This is a genomic window from Amycolatopsis sp. NPDC005003 (assembly GCF_053600695.1).
Map to the genome: position 1 here is coordinate 66934 of NZ_JBSGAI010000042.1, position 17610 is coordinate 84543.

Genomic DNA, 17610 nt, shown 5'->3' on the forward strand with positions numbered 1-17610 from the left:
CCGCGTCACATCGAGATGTTCTGGTCGCCGCCCTGGTTGACGATCGTGAGACCCCCGCCGCGCGAGACGACGTTCTGCTGGGGGCCGGCCGGTGCCGCGGACCGCGGGGGCAGGTGCGGCCGGCGCTCGCCCAGCGGCGGCTTGACGTGCGGCGGCTGGGCGGTCAGCACCCGGAGCAGGTCTTCGCAGCCCGCGACGGTGAAGCTGTCGACGAAGTAGTGATCGGCGGTCTGCGGCTGCAGGAACTGCGGGATTTCGTCCGGCGAACGGCCCGGGAGCACCACCGGCAGGATCTTCCGCGTCCAGGCCGGCCGGTCGCTGTGCAGTTTTTCCCGCAGCAACGCGGCTTCCGACTGCAGGCCGCGGTTGATTCCGGCCGAAGCGTAGCCGTCCGCGACGACGTGATATCGGGGCGAGGCGACGGCAATAACGTAGTCGGCGTTTTCGATGCTCTCGATGGCCCACGTATACCAGTCCTGGCGGTGCGCCAGATGCCACCGGTCCAGTGTCACGTCGATGCGGTTCTCCACGAGGAACTCGCTGAACGCCAGTACTTGATCTTTGTGCTCGGCTGAATCGTGCGCATACGACACGAAGACTCGCACCGGAACGCTTCTCGGCATGTTCGGACAATAGCATTTCCGGCGCGAAAAAATGTCGGGGAGACGGTCGTGGAAAGTGCTCACTTGGTGAGCACTTTGACCCCGCATGATGGCTCCACACCGCTTGAGACACCGCTTGAGAGGAGCAGGACATGCTGCGAGGGATGGCCACCGTCACCTACTACGCCGAAGACCACGAGGCCGCGAAGGCCTGGTACGCGGAGTTCCTGGGGGTCGAGCCGTACTTCAACGTCCCCGGGTACTCGGAGTTCCGGATCGGCGACTACCAGCACGAACTCGGCATCATCGATCGCAAGTACGCCCCTTTCAGCCACACCGAGCCGGGTGGCGAGATCGTCCGCTGGCACGTCGACGACCTCGAAGCGACGTTCGCGCGCCTGCTGGAACTGGGGGCGAAGGAGTACGAGCCGATCATCGAACGCGGGCCCGGGTTCGTGACGGCGTCGGTCGTCGACCCGTTCGGCAACGTCCTCGGGATCATGACGAACGTGCACTACCTTGCGGTGCTGGCGGAACGCTCATGAGCCGGTACGCCTCCTTGACGCACTTCTCGCACCGCTCGTGCCGCTCGGTCCGGCCCGCGGGATCGGTGCCGTAGAAGGGGAAGCAGCCCGCGCCGCAGCTCGCGAAGTAGATCAGCCCGAGCCGCACCTCGCCCCGGCCGACGTAGTGCGACAGCCGGCGGCGCGGGTCCGGCCCGCATTCGGGGATCCAGCCGTCGGAGGGCAGGCGGGCGGCGGCGATCTCGTCGAGGACGTTCGCGCGGCTGATCAGGTCCGCGCCGAGGCAGCTCAGGCGCTCGCCGAGATCGCGCAGGCCGTCCGCGCGCAGGGGCGGGCCGGTCAGCCAGGCGAGGTCGCCGGGGAGGGTTTCGGCGAGGTCGCGGAGACGGGTCAGGAGTGCGTGGTCCGGGTCCATGACCAGCAGCGAAACTGACGCGGATCCGCGACACCAGCCGACGGGCGGGGAAGCGGAAATGCCGGACCCCGGTGACACAATGCGGTCATGGCGACACCCTTCGCGACACCCCGGGCGAGAGCGCTCGGGTTCGGGCTGCGCACCTGCCGGGAAGCGCGGAACCTCGGCGTGCGGCAGCTGGCCAGGAAGATCGGCGTGCATGCGCAGGAACTGTCCAATTGGGAGTACGGGAAGCGGATTCCCAAGGTGGAGCAGGTGGCGCTGCTGATGGGGGTGCTGGTGGTGGAGCCGGGGGAGCGGGCGAGGTTGCTGGAGCTCGCCCGCACCGCCCGCGAGCCGAGCTGGCTGGAGAAGGCGGTGCCTGGTGTGGCGTCGGGCGCTGCGACCTATGCGGAGCATGAGCGCGAGGCGATCGAGCTGTTCGATTGGGAACCCAGGTTGATTCCCGGGCTCTTCCAGACCCCGGAATACTGCCACGCGCTGCTCAGTTCTTGGGATACCTCGCCGGATCGGGTCGAGAAGGCGGTGCAGGCACGGCTCGCGCGGCGCCAGGTTCTGACCAGGCACCAGCCGCTCGAGTACCACGTGCTGGTGGGTGAGGGTGCGTTGCGATCCGAGGTCGGCGGCAAGCAGGTGATGGTCGAGCAGCTCCGGCATTTGCTGAAGGCATCGGTGCGCCGGAACGTGCGGCTGCAGGTGCTCCCCGACCGTGCGGGTGCCCATGCCGGTCTGTTCAGCAACTTCGCGCTGCTCGACTTTCCCGTGCTTCCGCCGATCGTCTTCATCGAGCTCTTCCAGGCGAGTGCCTACCTCTACGATGCTGATCAGGTGACCGGCTACCGCATGGCAGCGAAGAACATGGCGGCGCTGGCGATGGATGAGCGGGAAAGCGGCGAGTTCATCGGGGAGGTGATCGCCGAGCTGGGAGGCAAAGCATGACCGTGTGGCGTAAGTCCAGCTACTCGGGCGAGGACAAGTGCGTCGAAGTGGCGCTCGGACCTGCGGCAAAAATCCGCGACACCAAGGACCGTTCCGGCGGCACCCTCGAAATCTCCACCCGATCGTGGGACGCCTTACTCTCCGCATTGTGTCGCCCGGCCACACTGGATCTTCCCGAGCTGTAGCTCCCGCGCACATAGCTAGCGACCGGGGTCACGCTTACCGTTCCCGTCCATGACCAGCGATCTGGACGGGCGCACCGCCCTCGTCACCGGCGGGGCCGGCGGTATCGGCCTCGCCTGCGTCCGCGCCCTCGCCGCGGCCGGGGCGAAGGTGCACGTCGTCGACATCGACGCAAGCCGCACCGAAGCCGCCGCCGGCGAGGTCGGGGGCTGGGCGCACGTCGCCGACCTCAGTGACCCCGCCTCGATCGACGATCTGCCCGCCGAGGTCGACGTGCTGGTCAACAACGCCGGGATCCAGCACGTCGCGCCCCTCGAGGACTTCCCGCCGGACGTCTTCGCCCGGATCCAGGCCCTGATGGTCACCGCTCCCTTCCTGCTGATCCGGCACACGCTCCCGGCCATGTACGCGCGGGGCTGGGGACGGATCGTCAACATGTCGAGCGTCCACGGGCTGCGGGCCTCCCCTTACAAGGCCGCTTACGTCGCCGCGAAGCACGGGCTCGAAGGCCTCTCGAAGGTCGCCGCCCTCGAAGGGGCCGAGCACGGGGTCACCAGCAACTGCGTGAACCCCGGGTACGTGCGCACCCCGCTGGTCGACGGGCAGATCGACGCCCAGGCCGCCGAGCACGACATCCCGCGTGAGGACGTCGTCGCCGAGGTGCTCCTCAAGCGGGCCGCGATCAAGAAGCTCATCGAACCCGAGGACGTCGCTTCCCTGGTGGTGTGGCTGTGCTCGCCGCACGCCGGCCACATCACCGGGGCGTCCATCCCTCTCGACGGCGGCTGGACTGCCGCGTAACCACCCGCCCAACCCACAAGGAAGTGGAGCCCGCAGTGAGCCAACCCCACCGGTCGGCGATCGCCAAGATCGTCGGCGCGAGCCTGATCGGCACCACCATCGAGTGGTACGACTTCTTCCTCTACACCTCGGCCGCCGCCCTCGTCTTCAACAAGCTGTTCTTCCCGACGGCGAACCCGCTCACCGGCACGCTGCTGGCGTTCCTGACCTACGCCGTCGGGTTCCTCGCCCGCCCGATCGGCGGCCTGGTCTTCGGGCACTTCGGCGACCGGCTGGGCCGGAAGAAACTGCTGATCGTCAGCCTCGTCCTGATGGGCGGCTCCACCTGCCTGATGGGCGTCCTGCCGACGTACGCCACCGCGGGCGTCGTGGCGCCCCTCCTGCTGACGCTGCTGCGGCTCGTCCAGGGCTTCGCGCTCGGCGGCGAGTGGGGCGGGGCCGTGCTGATCGTCTCCGAACACGGTGACGACCGCCGCCGCGGCTTCTGGGCGAGCTGGCCGCAGTGCGGTGCACCCGGCGGCAACCTCCTGGCGACCGCCGTCCTGGCGATCCTCTCGGCCACCCAGTCCGACGCGACCTTCATGTCCTGGGGCTGGCGCGTTCCGTTCCTGCTCTCGGGCGTGCTGCTGCTGATCGGGCTGTGGATCCGGCTGGCCGTCGCCGAGTCGCCGGTGTTCCTGGCCGCCCAGCGCCAAGCCGAGGCGCGCGCCGAAAAGCACGTCCCGGTCGTCGACGTCTTCCGCAACAGCTGGCGCCAGGTGCTCATCACCATCGGCGCCCGGATGGCCGAGAACGTCTCGTACTACGTGATCACCGCGTTCATCCTCGTGTACGTCACGACCGGGCTGCACCTGCCGAAGGGCGTCGGCCTGACCGCGGTGCTCATCGGCTCCGCCGTGCACTTCGTGACGATCCCGGTGTGGGGCGCGCTGTCCGACCGGGTCGGACGGCGGCCGGTCTACCTGTTCGGCGCGATCGGGATGGCCGTGTGGGGCTTCGCGTTCTTCGCGCTGCTGGACACTAAGTCGTCGGCGGTGATCGTGCTGGCCGCGACCGTCGGACTGGTGCTGCACGGCGCGATGTACGGCCCGCAGGCCGCGTTCTTCGCCGAGCAGTTCCCGACCCGGGTGCGCTACACCGGGCTTTCGGTCGGCGGGCAGCTGTCGTCGATCGCCGCCGGGGCCGTCGCGCCGCTGATCGCCGTCGCGCTGTTCTCGGCCTGGGGCAGCACCGTTCCGGTGTCGCTGTACGTCGCGGCGATGTGCCTGATCACGGTGATCGCGCTGCTCGCCGCCCGCGAAACCCGCGGCGAATCGCTGCACGACGACGTCGAGGCGGAGAAGGCGGCCGTTTCGCCCACTGTGCCGATCGTTACTAATCCGACCACAGCCACGGCCGAATGACTTCGTGGCAACGGTTACGTGCCGTGCGAAGGGCGGCCTACTTTTGGCCGGATTAGTAACATGACCGCCGTGACCGCACCCTCGGACGCGCTGCGCCGGCTGCTCGACCTGCTCGCCTCCGGGGCGAGCACCGAGCAGCTGGCGCACGTCGTCGTGGCCGCCCGCGCCGAGGGCGCCCTCGACGCGGCCGACCTGGCCGCGCTGGCCAGCGCGGGCGAGCTGGCCCTGCGGATCCGCGAAACCCTGGCCGAACACCGGCGGCGTGAAGCCCGGCTCACGGCGTTGTTCGAGACCGCGAGCGAACTCGCCGCGCTGTCCGACCCGGACACCGTGCTGCGCTCGATCGTCCGGCGGGCGCGGGCGCTGCTCGGCGTCGACGTCTCCTACCTCAGCCTCAACAACGAAGCTGAAAACAAGACCTACGTCCGGGTCAGCGACGGCTCGGTGTCGGCGGAGTTCCAGCAGATCGTGCTCGGCATGGGCGAGGGCCTCGGCGGGCTGGTCGCGCAGACGGCGCGGCCGTACGCGACCTCGGACTACTTCAACGACGACCGGTTCAAGCACACCCGGCACATCGATTCCGGTGTCGCGGACGAAGGCCTGACGGCCATCCTGGGCGTCCCGCTGGCCATCGGCCCGAAGGTGCTCGGCGTGCTGTTCGCGTCCGACCGCTCGACCCGGGAGTTCTCCGCCGACGAGGTGGCGCTGCTGTCGTCGCTCGCCGACCACGCGGCGATCGCGCTGGACAGCGCGAACCTGCTCGACCAGACCCGCCGCGCGGTCGCGGAGCTCAACGAGGCCAACGCGACGATGGAACGCGCCGAGGACGCGCACGACCGCCTGACCGATCTCGTGCTGCGCGGCGGCGACCTGCCGGACGTGGCCGGCGCGGTCGCCGACGTGCTCCACGGTGACCTCACGGTCTACGACGCCGACGGCACGCTCCTGGCCAGCTCGGCGGCCCCGGTGGGCCTCGACCCGGACGCGCTCGCCGCCGCCCGCGCCACCGGCCGCGCGGTGTCCACAAAGGACAACTGGGTGTGCGCGGTGCAGGCGGGCCCCGAACTGCTCGGCAGCCTGGTGCTGGCCGGGCGCCCCGGGCTCAGCGACCCGGACCGGCGGCTGTTCGAACGCGCCGGCGTCGTCACGGCACTGCTGCTGATGCTGCGGCGGTCGGTGGTGCGCGCCGAGGACGAGGTCCGCGGCGAGCTGCTGACCGACCTGCTCACCGCGCCCGACCGCAACCCGCGGGCGCTGCTGGCCCGCGGGCGGCGGCTGGGCATCGACCTGTCGGCCCCGCACGCGGTGCTGGTCGCGCACGCGGACGGCGGCTCCCGGCGGCGCGTGGCGAGCGCGGCGGCCCGGCACGCGACGCTGGTCGGGGTGCACGCCGAAGAAGTCGTGCTGCTCGCCACCGGCGACCCGGACGAGCTGGCCCGCCGCGTCGCGGCCGACCTCGGCTCGGCGACCGGCCGTCCGGTCACGGTGGGCGCGGCCGGGCCGGCGGGCGGTCCGTCGGCCATCGCGGAGGCCCACGCGGAGGCGGCGCGCTGCGTCCGGGCGCTGCTGGCCCTCGGCCGGACGGGCGAAGGCGCGGCCATGGCCGGGCTGGGGTTCCTCGGCCAGCTCCTCGGCGACCGCGCGGACCTGGACGCGTTCGTCCGCCGGACGCTGGGGCCGGTGCTGGACTACGACGAGCGCCGCGGCACCGAGCTGGTCGCGACGCTGCGGGCGTATTTCGCGAACGGCTCGCAGCTGGCGCGGACGAAGGACGTGTTGCACGTCCACGTGAACACGGTGGTTCAGCGGCTGGAGCGGGTGGCGTCGCTGCTGGGGGAGGACTGGCAGGTGCCGGACCGGGCGCTGGAAATCCAGCTGGCGCTGCGGGTCCACCGGCTCGGCGGGGCGCGCTGACTCCGGTTTTTGTCGGTGGTCTCCGGTAACGTGGAATTCGGGGGGCGCCCCCGCGCGGGGGCGGGGTTTTGCGCCCGTTCGGAGTTCCTCGTGCTGCGGAGCGCGGCTACGGAAGCAGGACCAGTTTGCCGGGCGCGTGGCCGCTGATGCCGGCGCGGTGGGCTTCCGCGGCTTCTTCCAGCGGGTAGGTGCCGGCGATGATGACCCGCAACCGGCCCTGGACGAGCATCTCGACCAGTTTCGGCCTGGCCGCCGCGCGGACCTCGGTGCCGAGGTCGGCGCCGGGCTGGTTGCCGATCACTTTGACGCCTTCGGTGGCACGCCGGGCGCCGCCGGCGATGGAAGCGATGCGGTCCGGTTTGCCGGCCAGTTCCAGGGACGTGTCCAGCGCCTCCTCGGTGCCGATCAGGTCGAGTGCGGCGTCGACGCCCTCGGGCGCCACTGCTCGGACCCGGTCGAGGAGACCGGGTCCGTAGGCCACGGGCGTGGCGCCCAGGCGGCGCAGGAGTTCGTGGTTGGCCTCGGACGCGGTGGCGATGGCGGTGGCGCCGAGGTCGACGGCGAGCTGAACGGCCATGAGCCCGACGCCGCCGGAGCCGCCGTGGATCAGGACGCGGTCGCCCGGCCGCACTCCGGCGGCGTGCAGCGTGTGCGCGGCGGTGGTGCCGGCCAGCATCAGTGCACCGGCGACCGGCCAGTCCACGGTGTCCGGCTTGCCGATGAGCGAACCGGCGGTGGCCACGACGTAGTCGGCATAGGCGCCGGTGACGGGGTAAACGACGACTTCGTCGCCGATCGACACGCCGCCGAGCTTCTCACCCACCGCCGTGACGACACCGGCGCATTCGAGCCCGATCCGGGGGAGCGCGTCCGCGCTGACGCCGGCTTCGTCCTGGTACCTGTCGTCGATGGCGTGGAACGAGCCGCTGTAGAGCTTCCAGTCGATCGGGTTGACCCCGGCGGCCTTCACGCGGACCACGACCTGGTCTGCCGCCGGGACGGGCACCGGCACCTCGACCAGGTCGAGGACTTCCGGGCCACCGTAGGACATCGGTCGGATCGTGCGGGCCATACCAACGCTCCAAGACTTCGGGTTCGCTTCCGCGGCTCGACATCCACTGAAGCGCCTCGCCGGGATGACGTCCACTGCACGGTTGGTAACTTGTGAGTGCGTCCCATGCACTGGTCGAGGATCGGAGGCAGCGCCTCGGTGAAGGACCTGGATTTGAACCTGCTCTGGGTCTTCGACGCACTGATGGAGACCGGCAGCGTGGCGGCGGCCGCGGACAAGCTGCACCTGTCGGCGCCGGCGACCAGCCGCGCGCTGGGCCGGCTGCGGCGGGCGATGAACGACCCGATCATGGTGCGCGCGGGGCGGGGGTTGGTGCCGACACCGTTCGCGCTGCGTTCCCGGGCTCAGGTCAGAGCGCTCCTCGAAACGGCGACCCGGTTGCCGACCACCCCCGCCGACAGCCCGGCCACCTGGCGCCGCACGTTCGCCATCCGCATCAACGACGGGCTCACCCCCGTCATCAGCTCACGGCTGGCCGGCCCGGTTTCCGCCGAAGCACCCGGCGTCACGCTGCGCTTCGTGGCCCAGGACTCCAAAGCCCCGGAGCCCCTCCGCGACGGCACCCTCGACCTCGACCTCGGTGTCGCCAAGGCGCCACCACCCGACTTGACCACGCAGACTCTGTTCGCCGACCGGGTCGTGGCCCTCGTCGCCGCCGACTCCGAACTCGGGCGGGCGGCCGGGCTGAGTCTCGACGACCTGGTGCGCCACCCCCACGTCTCCGCCTCCCGCCGGGGACTGGATCACGGCCCCATCGACGACCGGCTGCGGGAAGCCGGCCTGTCCAGGCGCGTCACCTCCGTGGTCCCGAACTACGCGGCCGCCGCCCTGATGGCGCTGCAACCCGGCTTGATCAGCATCGCGCCGAGAGTCCTCGCCGAAGACCTCGTCCAACGCGGCATGCCCGTGCGCTGGCACGACTACCCGCTCCCGCTCCCGCAGGTCGACGTCGAGCTCCGCTGGCACCGGCGCCTTGACGAGGACCCCGCGTCCCAATGGCTACGCAACCACATACGCGCCGCGGTCAAGCCGCTCACCACATGACTCGCTCAGCGACACTCGACAACGCCGCCATGATGCGCGGGGCCCCGGGTCAGCACTGCCCGTCGGCGAGGACCCAGTAGCCCGGGGACGTCTCCCGCAGCGCGTGCACGGTGAACGTGTTCCACAGCCCCATGGCCTGGTTCGAGCCGTTCGCGTACGTCTGCCCGCCGCTCTGGTGCGCGCGGCCCGCCTGCGTGTGGGCGTAATTGCTGGCGCTCACGCAGGTGCCCGCCGGAGCGGTCGTGGTGGTGGTCGTCGGCGGCGCCGATGTCGTCGTGGTCCCGGATCCCTTGTCCAGCCCGAAGAAAACCCCGGTGTGGTAGCTGGAACAGATCCCGGCGAGGAAGTACGCGCCGGTGCTGCCGCACTGCGTCGAGCCGGTGCCGGGGTCGACCGCCGTGCCGTGGCCCATGCCCGCGATCGAGTACAGCTGGACCTTGCCGCCGTAGTTCGTCAGGGTCGTGCCGCCGGGCAGGGACTGCGTGCTCGTCGGGGTCTGCGAGACGCCGTGCACCGCGGTCCACTGGTCGCGCAGCTCGGTGCCGTTGACCGGGTAGACGGTGTAGTCGCCGGTGCCTTGCCAGATCGCCACGCGCGGCCACGGCCCGCCGTAGCCCGGGTACTGCGCCTTGGCCTTCGCCGCCCACTGCGCCGGCGTCAGGTGCTGGTCGTTCTGCTGGCAGTTCGTCGCCTCGACGACGCTCGTGGCGCACTGGGCCGGCAGGCCCGCGTTGATCCCGCCCGCGGCGAAGACGTCCGGGTACGCGGCGAGCAGGTCGGCGGCCATCCCGCCCCCGGCCGACAAGCCGGTGACGAACACCCGGGAGGCGTCCGAGCCGTGGTCGGCGATCGCCTTGTCCACCATGGACCTGATCGACGCGGCTTCGCCGTTGCCGCGGGTGTCGTCGGTGGTGGAGAACCAGTTGAAGCACTTCAGCGAGTTGTTCGCCGTCGACGTCTGCGGGAAGACCACCTCGAACCGCCAGCGGTCGGCCAGCTCGGGCCAGCCGGAATGGGCGTGGTAGTCGGCGGCGCTCTGCGTGCAGCCGTGCAGCGCGACGACCACCGGACGGCCGGGTTCGAGCCCGGCCGGGGTGTAGGTGTACATCGCCAGCGCACCGGGATTGGCGCCGAAGGAAGAGATCTGCACGAGGGACGACGGCGGCGGGTCGGCGGCGGCCACGTGGGCGGTGGTGAGCACGGCGGCGGTGATCGCGGCGAGTCCCGCGAAGGCGAGCTTGCGCATGGTGAGTTCCTTCTCGTCGTTGAGAGGGGCTCCAGCGACGCTAAGACGGCTCGGGGGTGGAGACCATGTGGCCGCCCACCACATCGGCTCGCCCCTTCATGGTGGCCGGCGGGATGGCTCTCGCCCGCCGGACGCGCTTGGGTTCTCCTGGCATCGGAAGAAGCGGAGGTGGACCGTGCGGGGTTGGCTGGCTTTGGTTCTGGCGGGCGCACTGGCGGCGGCGCTGCCCGCGCCGGCTTCGGCCGCGGCCGCGCGCTGCGCGGTGGGCGTGCCCGGCGCCGAGAGGTCCGTCGCCGCGTGCCTGGACGACCTGACGACGACCGGCACGCTCGCGTCCGGGCACACCGTCGAGGCGGACTGGGCCGGGCTGACGTCGGCGGGGCTGCCGACGTTCGGCGCGGTGCCCGGTGTCCAGGTCGACGGGTACTTCCCGGACTCCTCGACGGCGAACACCAACCACGGCTGGAACCACGACGCGCAGTTCGTGCTGCGCCTGCCGGACCGGTGGAACGGCGGCCTGGTCGTCTCCGGTTCGCCCGGCGTCCGGCGCCAGTACGCGAACGACCGCGCGATCGGCGACCAGGCCCTCGCGGAGGGCTATGCGTTCGCCGCGACCGACAAGGGCAACACCGGCGCGGCGTTCTACACCGACGGCGTCCGGCCGGGAGACGCCCTGGCGGAGTGGAACGCGCGCGTCACGCAGCTGACGCTCGCCGCCCGGGCCGCGGCGGTGCGGCACTACGGGCGTCCGGTCGCGAAGACGCTCGCCGCCGGGCTTTCCAACGGCGGGTACCTGGTGCGGTGGCAGCTGGAGAACCGGCCGTGGCTCTACGACGGCGGCGTCGACTGGGAAGGCACGCTGTGGCGGCCCGACGGGCCGAACCTGCTGACGTTCCTGCCGCCGGCGCTGCGCGCGTACCCGGCGTACGCGGCGGGCTCGGCGCCGGCCCATCAGTCCATTTTGGACGCCGGGTTCGCGCCGGGGTCGGAGTTCCTGTGGGACTACCACTACCGCGTCTACTGGGACCTGACCCAGCGGATCTACCGCGAAGAGGCCGATCCGTCGTTCGACGGCGCGGCTCTGGCCGGCACGCCGTTCTGCGCTTCGGGAACGCCGTCCTGCGACGCGGACTACGCCTACGCGTCCCGGCCGCCTTCGGTGGCGCGGGCGGTCGAGCGGATCTCGCTGACCGGGCGGATCGGCAAGCCGCTGCTGACCCTGCACGGCACGCTGGACACGTTGCTGCCGATCACGCGCGACTCCGACGTCTACGACCGGATGATCACCTCCGCCGGGCGCGGCGCGCTGCACCGGTACTACCGGATCGAGGACGGCAACCACGTCGACGGGCTCGTCGACGCGTTCCCGGACCGGCTGCGCCCGCTGGGCCCGTGCTACCGGACGGCGTTCGACGCCCTCGGCGGGTGGCTGCGCGGCGTGCGCCCGCCGGCCTCGGCGACGATCACCCGCCCCGCCGGGGCGACCCCGGCGGAGCTGGCGAAGTCCTGCTCCCTGGGCTGAATCCCATTTCGGGTGAGGTGTCTCGTTCCGCCGCGCCGGCCGTCACGACCGCGCGCGGTGGGCAGCCTCCGCCGCGTCCGGGGGCGTGGTCGGGTAGACGTCCGCATCGAAGAACCTGGCGAAGGGCAGCGTGGCCAGCGTCTCCACCACCTGCTCCTGATCGGCGGCGATGACCTCGAGGAACGTCGCCCGCCGAGCGGGGGAAACGTAGTGGGCGCCGATCTTCCCGGCCGAGCGCAGGACCTCCAGCTGCTTCTGCTCGTCTTCTCTCAGCGCGGCGAATTCCGCGAAGTCCGTGTCGTCGCGGAGAGTCGCGAACACCATGAACGTCTGTGCTGCGGCGGGATCCGGGGTCGTCGGCATGATCTTCCCTTTCGATGGCGGTGCACTGATGTCAGCTGATGACATCAACCTAGCATAGGTGATGTCATCAGCTGACATCGTTGATCGACGGCTCTACACTCGCCGCATGGGACGATGGGAGCCGGGAGCCGAGGATCGGCTGCGCGAGGCCGCACTCGCCCTGTATCTCGAACGCGGCTTCGAACAGACCATGGTGAACGACATCGCCGACCGGGCCGGCGTGACCGCCCGCACCTTCTTCCGCTACTTCGCCGACAAACGTGAGGTCCTCTTCGGCAAGGCGGCCGAACTGGCCGAGAAGTCGCTGGCCGCACTGGAAGCGGCGCCGGCCTCGGCGTCGACGCTGGAGGTCGTCGCCGCCGCGCTGGACGCCGCGGCCGAAACGATCGGAACCGACCGTGCGCTCGCCCGGCAGCGGCACGCGGTGATCATGGCCAACGCCGAGCTCCGGGAACGCGAACTGATCAAGCTCGCCCAGATGTCGGCGGCGCTCGCCGAGGGGCTTCGACGGCGAGGCACCGGCGACCACGAGGCCGGCCTGGCCGCCGAGACCGGCACCGCGGTGTACCGGGTCGCCTTCCAGCGATGGGTCGACGCCACCGACGACCTCGACCTGCGCGAAGCCGTTCGCCAGTCGTTCGCCCACCTGCGAGCCCTGACCGCCTCCGGCTGATTCGGCCGGCCCCGATGGGTGTTCGGGATCAGTCGCCCTTGATGAGGTGGCCGGCCAGCGCCGGGCTGAACGTGCCCGCCGGGACACCCGAGCCGTAGCCGCAGCTGCCGTCGGAATCGCCGGGGACCTTGATCCACAGCTGCAGCTCCGGGCCGCCGCCGAGCTGGGCCGGCGCACCGAGCTTGCGCTTCGGCGGGTTGCACCACAGCTTGTCGTCGGGGTTGCTGTGGCCGTTGCCGTTGCGGCTGGTGTCGACCACGAACGGCGCCGCGTAACCCAGTGCCGAGCCGACCGCCTTGCCGTAGGTCGTCGACTCGGCCGTGGTGTAGAAGTTGGACACGTTCAGCACGAACCCGTGGATGGACTGCACGCCCACCTGCTTCAGCCGCGAGGCCATCGTCGCGGCCGGGATCCAGGTGGCGTTGCCGCCGTCCATGTACGCCCACGTGTTCGGCGCCTTCTGCGCGAACTGCGTCGCGGCGTACTTCAGCAGGTCGAGGCGGGTTTGGCGGGCGTCGCCGGGCAGGCAGTCGAGCTGGGCGAGCGCGTCCGGCTCGATGATGACGATGGCCGGCTTGCCGCCGATGCCGTCGGCGAAGGCGGAGATCCAGTCGCGGTAGGCCTGCGGGCTGCCGGCGCCGCCGGTCGACTCGCCGCCGCAGTCGCGGCCCGGGATGTTGTAGGCGACCAGGACGGGCAGCTTGTCGGCGACGTCGGCGGCGTAGGTGTAGGAGTCGACGGCCGTGCGGACGTCGCCGCTCCAGTTGCCGAACCAGCGGGCGCCGGGCTTGGTCGCGATCGACGTCCTGATCGGGCCGGCGAGGCTGTCGTTCGGGTGGTCGCGGACCCACACCGCGGGGTTCGAGTCCGGGTCGACGTAGAAGCCGTTCGTCTTCTCGAGCGGATTGCCGTCGGCGGCGAGGGCGGGGGAGGCGGGGGCGAGCCCGGTGAGCGCCAGCGTGGCGGCCACGAGCCAGGTCTGGATGCGCATTTCCGCAGGGTGCCTCCGGGGCGTACACGAATCGTACAAAAATGCGGTGAACCGGATCGAACCCGCATCCGTACTACTGGGTGAAGGGGCTGGTCTGACTGCCGTGAGAGCCGCCCTGAGCTGTGGTTTTACCGTCCGGACGCCCCGTCCGGCCGCTTGCGGGAGCGTCGACCGTCATTCATGATGGGCTTCGGGGGGCCGCGAAAATTCGTTAATGTCGAATATCCAGGTGTCGGCCATGCTGCGGAAGTACCGTCCGTCCGGAAGTGAACGTCATGCTCCTACCTGTGCCCGGGGCCGCCTGATGGCCGTCGACCTGCCGGGCCTCGCGATCGTCGCCGGGCTGCTGTTGCCGGCGTTCGCCGCGGCGGCCTGGGCGATCACCTTGGAACGGCGCCCGCACCGTCCCCCGGCCGCCGCCGAGCCGGAGCCGGACTTCACCGTGGCCGGGATCCAGTCGCGCCTGCGCCGCGAGGTGGCCGCGCGAAAGCTGGCCGACGCGGGCACGGTCGCCCTGCCGACGCTGCCGATCCCGGCCCAGACCCGCCGTGAACCGCCCTCACCCCGGCTGCCACTGCGGGTGGTGGGGGTCCTCCCACCGCCGGCCCCGGCAACGGCCGGGTTCGGGGCCCCGAGGTTCGCCTTCGCACCCCCGGACACGGACCTGATGCGCCGCATCCTCGACGGCTTGCGCAAACTGGACTGACCGGCTGGGCTCCGAGCGCCCCAAGGCCATACTGGGGCGCTCGGGTCCGGGCGCGAGTCCGGGAGCGATCACGATCCCAGGGCCGCCGGGGACTCGGCGTCCGGGATCAGCAGCCGGGGCTTGCCGGAGCCGTCGGCCGGGGCCGACCACACGTCCGCGTGGCCCGGGCCGCGGGGCAGGCCGTAGCCGATCGAGTGGTCGTCCAGCCAGGCGGGCTGGTCGTCGACGCTGCGGGTCTCACCCAGTGGAGTGGTTTTCGCCGAAGCCAGGTCGAGCACCGATAGCCGCCAGCCCTTCGCGGGGTCGCCGTCCACAGCGGACTTGAACGCCACGCGCGTCTCGTCCGGGGAGAGCGACGGGCACTCGACGTTCTCGCGCAGCGTGCGGATCGTGTGCCCGGCGAAGTCGCCCGCGACCAGGTAGCGGCGGCCGGCCGTCGACATCGTCGCGTAGAAGCGGCGGTCGTCGCGGGTGAACGTCACGCCCCAGAAGTTGAGGTCGGCCGCCTGGTACGGCTTGCCGTCGAGGGTCACCGTGTAGTCCTCCAAGGTGCCCGCCAGGTCTCCGGTCGCCGTGTCGAGGATGCCGGCGCGGGTGGAAAACATGCCGCCGTTGTACGAATCGCCGGTGACGAACACCGTCCACGCCAGCATCCGGCCGCTCGCCGACACCCGCGCCCGGTTCGGCAGCCCGACCAGCGGGATCTCCCGCGTCACCGCCAGGCGGGAGTCGAGGACAGCCAGCTGGTAGGTGGTCAGGTCGCCGTCCTGGCGCAGGCAGAGCCCGGTGCCTGCGGCGGCGTACACGCGCGCGCACGACAGCGGCGACACCGTCCGCGGGCCGCCGGGATCGGTGGTGGACACGGTGGCGACGTGCCCGCGGTCGGCGTCGGCGGTGCTGCGGAACAGCAACCGCGGGCCGGGGTCGAGGCTCACCGCGCCGGTCGTGGTGACGTCGTGGCTGCGCGCGCTCGCGAACCCGACGTACGCGACCGCGGCCCCGGCGAGCACGAGCACGCCGACGACCGCGATGATGATCCGCGTCTTCACGCCGTCGCCTTCCGCAGTACCGCGAAAGTCGCGGCGATCGCGACCACGGCCCCGCCGGCGGCGATCGCGATCGCGAGGTTCGCGCCCCAGAACTGCCACGCGAGTCCGAACAGGACGGACGAGGTGAAGTACGCAAGCGCTTGCGCGGTCTGGACGAGCGAAATCCCCGTGGTGCGCAACGACTCCGGCAGCAGCGGGCCGGCGAGCGCCATCAGGACGCCGTCGGTCGCCGCGTAGAAGGCGCCGTACAACGCCAGCGACACCGCGATCAGCGGCCAGCCGGACACCGGCCCGGCCAGCAGCAGGTAGACCAGCGCGAGCGCGCTGTAGCCGCCGAGCACCACCGGCAGCCGCCCGACCCGGTCGGCGAGCGCGCCCAGCGGCGCGGCGAGCAGCAGGTAGCTCAGGTTCGTGCCGACGGCGAGCAGCGGGAACCAGCCGGTGGCGATGTCCTCCTTGTGCTGCAGCAGCAGGTAGACGAACCCGTCGCCGACCGTGGCCAGCCCGAGCACGCACGCGGCCACCAGCAGCCGCCGCACACCGCGGCCGCGCAGCAACGCGGCCGCCGCCCGCGGCGAGACCGGCGTCGCGGCTTTCGGCGTCCGGCGGTCGCGGACGAACAGCACCAGCAGCAGCACGCCGATCGCGGCGATGCAGAAGCTGACGACGAACACGGCGTCGAAGGCCTCGGGATCGGCCGCTCCGACGGCGGCCAGCACGGCGAGCGCGACCAGCGGCCCGGCGAAGGCGCCCATGCTGTCCATCGCCCGGTGCACGCCGAACGCCCGGCCGAGGAGCGGTTCGGGTGCCGACAGCGTGATCAGCGCGTCCCGCGGCGCCGTCCGCAGGCCCTTGCCGGTGCGGTCGAGCGTGATCACCGCGCCGATCGCGGCCGCCGACGCCCCGGCGGCGAGCAGGCCGAGCTTCGCCACCGCGGACAGCGCGTAGCCGGCACCGGCCACGACCTTGCGCCGCCGGACCCGGTCGGCGACGTACCCGCCGACGATCCGCAGCAACGCCGTCGCGCCGGTGTAGAGGCCGTCGACCAGCCCGTAGGCGGCGGGGCTCAGGTGCAGGCCGAGGACCAGGTAGACGGGCAGGACCGCGGTGACCATCTCGGAGGAGACGTCGGTGACCAGGCTGACCGCACCCAGCGCGAAGACGTTCGCGCCGACCGCCGGGAGCTTGCGCCGGGACACCGTCCCAGCATGCTCTCGGCGGCCGATCGTGGACAGGTACACGCGGTTACTGCCAGACGTCGAGGATCGGCGACTTGCTCGCGGCGCCGCCGATGCCGGGCAGGCCGTAGGACGCCTCGATCGTGCGCAGCACGGTGTAGTGGTTGATCGATTCGCCGTAGCTGCCGACCTTGACGTTCGCGCCGGTGAACGTCGTGAAGATCTGGTTGACCGACGTGCCGCTGTCCTCGTCGAAGGTGGTGATCAGCAGGCTGTTGTGCGTCTTGGCCCACTGGGCGTAGGCGTCGAGGTTCTTCTTCAGCCAGGTGTCGCCGGTGCCGACGCTGCAGTCGTGCATGTCACTGCACATGTCGGGGGTGACGAAGGAGACGGTCGGCAGCTGGGTGAAGTCGGACGGGAAGCCCGAGAACCGGACATTGCTCGCGGCGGGGACGTTCGAGAAGTCCACCCAGCTGTTGTGCTTGCGCCGGTAGGTGCCGCTGGAGCAGCCGGTGTAGCCGTCCGACGGCATGGCTTCGGAGTAGCCCTTGAAGGTCTTGCCCGCGTCGATCAGCTGACGGCCGAGGTTGGCCTTCGCGCCGAGGTTGGCGGGGCAGCTGTCGTCGGTGACGCCCTGTGTCGCGCCGGAGAAGAGAGCGACGTAGTTCGGCTGGCTCGGGTGGGTGATCGCGAACGAGTTCGTGAACTTCGCGCTCTGCGAGGCGAGGGTGTTGAAGTAGGGCGCGCTGGAGCTGCCGTTGATCGAGGAGTACTTCTTGTTCTCGAACATGACGAGGACGATGTGGTCGAACGCCGGCACGGCCGCGGCGGTGGGCCGGACGGCGGCGGGCTCGCCGGTGACGGCGGCCGTGGTGACGACACCGGCGGCGACCAGGGCGGCCGCGGCGAGCGCGGCGAAGATCCGCTTGCGGATCATGGGTCCTCCAGCACTGAGGGGGTGGGCGCCTCATGGTGCCCACGGCAG

At 71.2% G+C, this 17610-nt stretch carries 19 protein-coding genes; 10 read left to right on the forward strand and 9 right to left on the reverse strand.

All coding sequences use genetic code 11. From position 1 onward, the window contains the following. Positions 1-5: 5 nt before the first annotated feature. Positions 6-623, reverse strand: a complete 618-nt coding sequence (locus tag ACWED2_RS37115) for a toll/interleukin-1 receptor domain-containing protein (RefSeq protein ID WP_449695189.1) — start codon at positions 621-623, stop codon at positions 6-8. A gap of 131 nt (positions 624-754) precedes the next feature. Here ACWED2_RS37115 and ACWED2_RS37120 point away from each other — a divergent pair, with 131 nt between their 5' ends. Continuing rightward, a complete protein-coding gene (locus ACWED2_RS37120; protein WP_449695190.1) occupies positions 755-1147 on the forward strand; it encodes a VOC family protein in 393 nt (130 codons plus the stop codon). Here ACWED2_RS37120 and ACWED2_RS37125 read toward each other — a convergent pair. After that, positions 1101-1541, reverse strand: a complete 441-nt coding sequence (locus ACWED2_RS37125) for a hypothetical protein (protein ID WP_449695191.1) — start codon at positions 1539-1541, stop codon at positions 1101-1103. The two genes, ACWED2_RS37120 and ACWED2_RS37125, sit on opposite strands and share 47 nt — an antisense overlap. Positions 1542-1628: 87 nt before the next feature. Between ACWED2_RS37125 and ACWED2_RS37130 the strand changes: the two genes are divergently transcribed. Genes ACWED2_RS37130 through ACWED2_RS37150 form a run of 5 tightly spaced genes read left to right on the forward strand, consistent with a single transcriptional unit; the run spans position 1629 to position 6781 of the window. Then, on the forward strand, positions 1629-2480 hold the full coding sequence (locus tag ACWED2_RS37130; RefSeq protein WP_449695192.1) for a helix-turn-helix domain-containing protein: 852 nt from the start codon (positions 1629-1631) through the stop codon (positions 2478-2480). Next, on the forward strand, positions 2477-2665 hold the full coding sequence (locus ACWED2_RS37135) for a DUF397 domain-containing protein (protein WP_449695193.1): 189 nt from the start codon (positions 2477-2479) through the stop codon (positions 2663-2665). Before ACWED2_RS37130 ends, ACWED2_RS37135 begins: the two co-directional genes overlap by 4 nt. A gap of 49 nt (positions 2666-2714) precedes the next feature. Beyond that, positions 2715-3464, forward strand: a complete 750-nt coding sequence (locus ACWED2_RS37140; protein WP_449695194.1) for a 3-hydroxybutyrate dehydrogenase — start codon at positions 2715-2717, stop codon at positions 3462-3464. A gap of 35 nt (positions 3465-3499) precedes the next feature. Then, a complete protein-coding gene (locus tag ACWED2_RS37145) occupies positions 3500-4867 on the forward strand; it encodes an MFS transporter (RefSeq protein ID WP_449695195.1) in 1368 nt (455 codons plus the stop codon). A gap of 60 nt (positions 4868-4927) precedes the next feature. Next, the gene (locus ACWED2_RS37150) at positions 4928-6781 is read left to right on the forward strand and encodes a helix-turn-helix domain-containing protein (RefSeq protein ID WP_449695196.1); all 1854 of its coding nucleotides are present in this window, start codon (positions 4928-4930) and stop codon (positions 6779-6781) included. Positions 6782-6887: 106 nt separating this feature from the next. Here the strand turns inward: ACWED2_RS37150 and ACWED2_RS37155 are convergent, their stop codons facing one another. Then, positions 6888-7832 carry an NADP-dependent oxidoreductase gene (locus ACWED2_RS37155; protein ID WP_449695197.1) on the reverse strand — a complete coding sequence of 315 codons (945 nt, stop codon included), beginning with the start codon at positions 7830-7832 and terminating at the stop codon, positions 6888-6890. A gap of 159 nt (positions 7833-7991) precedes the next feature. Between ACWED2_RS37155 and ACWED2_RS37160 the strand changes: the two genes are divergently transcribed. Next, positions 7992-8897 (forward strand): LysR family transcriptional regulator, encoded by a 906-nt coding sequence (locus ACWED2_RS37160; protein ID WP_449695198.1) that lies wholly within the window; start codon positions 7992-7994, stop codon positions 8895-8897. A gap of 49 nt (positions 8898-8946) precedes the next feature. On the opposite strand, the gene ACWED2_RS37165 is transcribed toward ACWED2_RS37160, so the two are convergent. After that, positions 8947-10143, reverse strand: a complete 1197-nt coding sequence (locus ACWED2_RS37165; RefSeq protein ID WP_449695199.1) for an extracellular catalytic domain type 1 short-chain-length polyhydroxyalkanoate depolymerase — start codon at positions 10141-10143, stop codon at positions 8947-8949. A gap of 193 nt (positions 10144-10336) precedes the next feature. On the opposite strand from ACWED2_RS37165, the gene ACWED2_RS37170 reads away from it, so the two are divergent. Then, the gene (locus tag ACWED2_RS37170; protein WP_449695224.1) at positions 10337-11665 is read left to right on the forward strand and encodes a 3-hydroxybutyrate oligomer hydrolase family protein; all 1329 of its coding nucleotides are present in this window, start codon (positions 10337-10339) and stop codon (positions 11663-11665) included. A 42-nt stretch (positions 11666-11707) separates the two neighbouring features. On the opposite strand, the gene ACWED2_RS37175 is transcribed toward ACWED2_RS37170, so the two are convergent. Further along, the gene (locus ACWED2_RS37175; RefSeq protein WP_449695200.1) at positions 11708-12028 is read right to left on the reverse strand and encodes a muconolactone Delta-isomerase family protein; all 321 of its coding nucleotides are present in this window, start codon (positions 12026-12028) and stop codon (positions 11708-11710) included. A gap of 106 nt (positions 12029-12134) precedes the next feature. Here ACWED2_RS37175 and ACWED2_RS37180 point away from each other — a divergent pair, with 106 nt between their 5' ends. Further along, entirely contained in the window at positions 12135-12701 is a 567-nt protein-coding gene (locus ACWED2_RS37180) for a TetR family transcriptional regulator (protein ID WP_449695201.1), read from the forward strand. Between the two features lie 28 nt (positions 12702-12729). Here ACWED2_RS37180 and ACWED2_RS37185 read toward each other — a convergent pair whose 3' ends face one another. After that, positions 12730-13692, reverse strand: a complete 963-nt coding sequence (locus ACWED2_RS37185) for a glycoside hydrolase family 6 protein (protein ID WP_449695202.1) — start codon at positions 13690-13692, stop codon at positions 12730-12732. 304 nt (positions 13693-13996) lie between these two features. Here ACWED2_RS37185 and ACWED2_RS37190 point away from each other — a divergent pair, with 304 nt between their 5' ends. Then, positions 13997-14398, forward strand: a complete 402-nt coding sequence (locus tag ACWED2_RS37190) for a hypothetical protein (protein ID WP_449695203.1) — start codon at positions 13997-13999, stop codon at positions 14396-14398. 68 nt (positions 14399-14466) lie between these two features. On the opposite strand, the gene ACWED2_RS37195 is transcribed toward ACWED2_RS37190, so the two are convergent. From ACWED2_RS37195 to ACWED2_RS37205, 3 genes are read right to left on the reverse strand one after another with little or no spacing between them, the layout of a single operon-like run. Beyond that, on the reverse strand, positions 14467-15447 hold the full coding sequence (locus tag ACWED2_RS37195) for a hypothetical protein (protein WP_449695204.1): 981 nt from the start codon (positions 15445-15447) through the stop codon (positions 14467-14469). Next, complete coding sequence (locus ACWED2_RS37200; protein WP_449695205.1) at positions 15444-16688, reverse strand: MFS transporter; 1245 nt, start codon at positions 16686-16688, stop codon at positions 15444-15446. The genes ACWED2_RS37195 and ACWED2_RS37200 overlap by 4 nt, the downstream gene beginning before the upstream one ends. A gap of 4 nt (positions 16689-16692) precedes the next feature. Further along, positions 16693-17562, reverse strand: coding sequence for an alkaline phosphatase family protein (locus ACWED2_RS37205; RefSeq protein ID WP_449695206.1), 870 nt, complete (start codon positions 17560-17562; stop codon positions 16693-16695). Positions 17563-17610: the final 48 nt, after the last annotated feature.

Excerpts from the sequence above, each read along its gene's own strand:
- ACWED2_RS37115 (WP_449695189.1), bottom strand. The coding sequence starts at position 623 with ATGCCGAGAAGCGTTCCGGTGCGAGTCTTCGTGTCGTATGCGCACGAT.
- ACWED2_RS37120 (WP_449695190.1), top strand. The coding sequence starts at position 755 with ATGCTGCGAGGGATGGCCACCGTCACCTACTACGCCGAAGACCACGAG.
- ACWED2_RS37125 (WP_449695191.1), bottom strand. The coding sequence starts at position 1,541 with ATGGACCCGGACCACGCACTCCTGACCCGTCTCCGCGACCTCGCCGAA.
- ACWED2_RS37130 (WP_449695192.1), top strand. The coding sequence starts at position 1,629 with ATGGCGACACCCTTCGCGACACCCCGGGCGAGAGCGCTCGGGTTCGGG.
- ACWED2_RS37135 (WP_449695193.1), top strand. The coding sequence starts at position 2,477 with ATGACCGTGTGGCGTAAGTCCAGCTACTCGGGCGAGGACAAGTGCGTC.
- ACWED2_RS37140 (WP_449695194.1), top strand. The coding sequence starts at position 2,715 with ATGACCAGCGATCTGGACGGGCGCACCGCCCTCGTCACCGGCGGGGCC.
- ACWED2_RS37150 (WP_449695196.1), top strand. The coding sequence starts at position 4,928 with ATGACCGCCGTGACCGCACCCTCGGACGCGCTGCGCCGGCTGCTCGAC.
- ACWED2_RS37155 (WP_449695197.1), bottom strand. The coding sequence starts at position 7,832 with ATGTCCTACGGTGGCCCGGAAGTCCTCGACCTGGTCGAGGTGCCGGTG.
- ACWED2_RS37165 (WP_449695199.1), bottom strand. The coding sequence starts at position 10,143 with ATGCGCAAGCTCGCCTTCGCGGGACTCGCCGCGATCACCGCCGCCGTG.
- ACWED2_RS37175 (WP_449695200.1), bottom strand. The coding sequence starts at position 12,028 with ATGCCGACGACCCCGGATCCCGCCGCAGCACAGACGTTCATGGTGTTC.
- ACWED2_RS37180 (WP_449695201.1), top strand. The coding sequence starts at position 12,135 with ATGGGACGATGGGAGCCGGGAGCCGAGGATCGGCTGCGCGAGGCCGCA.
- ACWED2_RS37185 (WP_449695202.1), bottom strand. The coding sequence starts at position 13,692 with ATGCGCATCCAGACCTGGCTCGTGGCCGCCACGCTGGCGCTCACCGGG.
- ACWED2_RS37190 (WP_449695203.1), top strand. The coding sequence starts at position 13,997 with ATGGCCGTCGACCTGCCGGGCCTCGCGATCGTCGCCGGGCTGCTGTTG.
- ACWED2_RS37205 (WP_449695206.1), bottom strand. The coding sequence starts at position 17,562 with ATGATCCGCAAGCGGATCTTCGCCGCGCTCGCCGCGGCCGCCCTGGTC.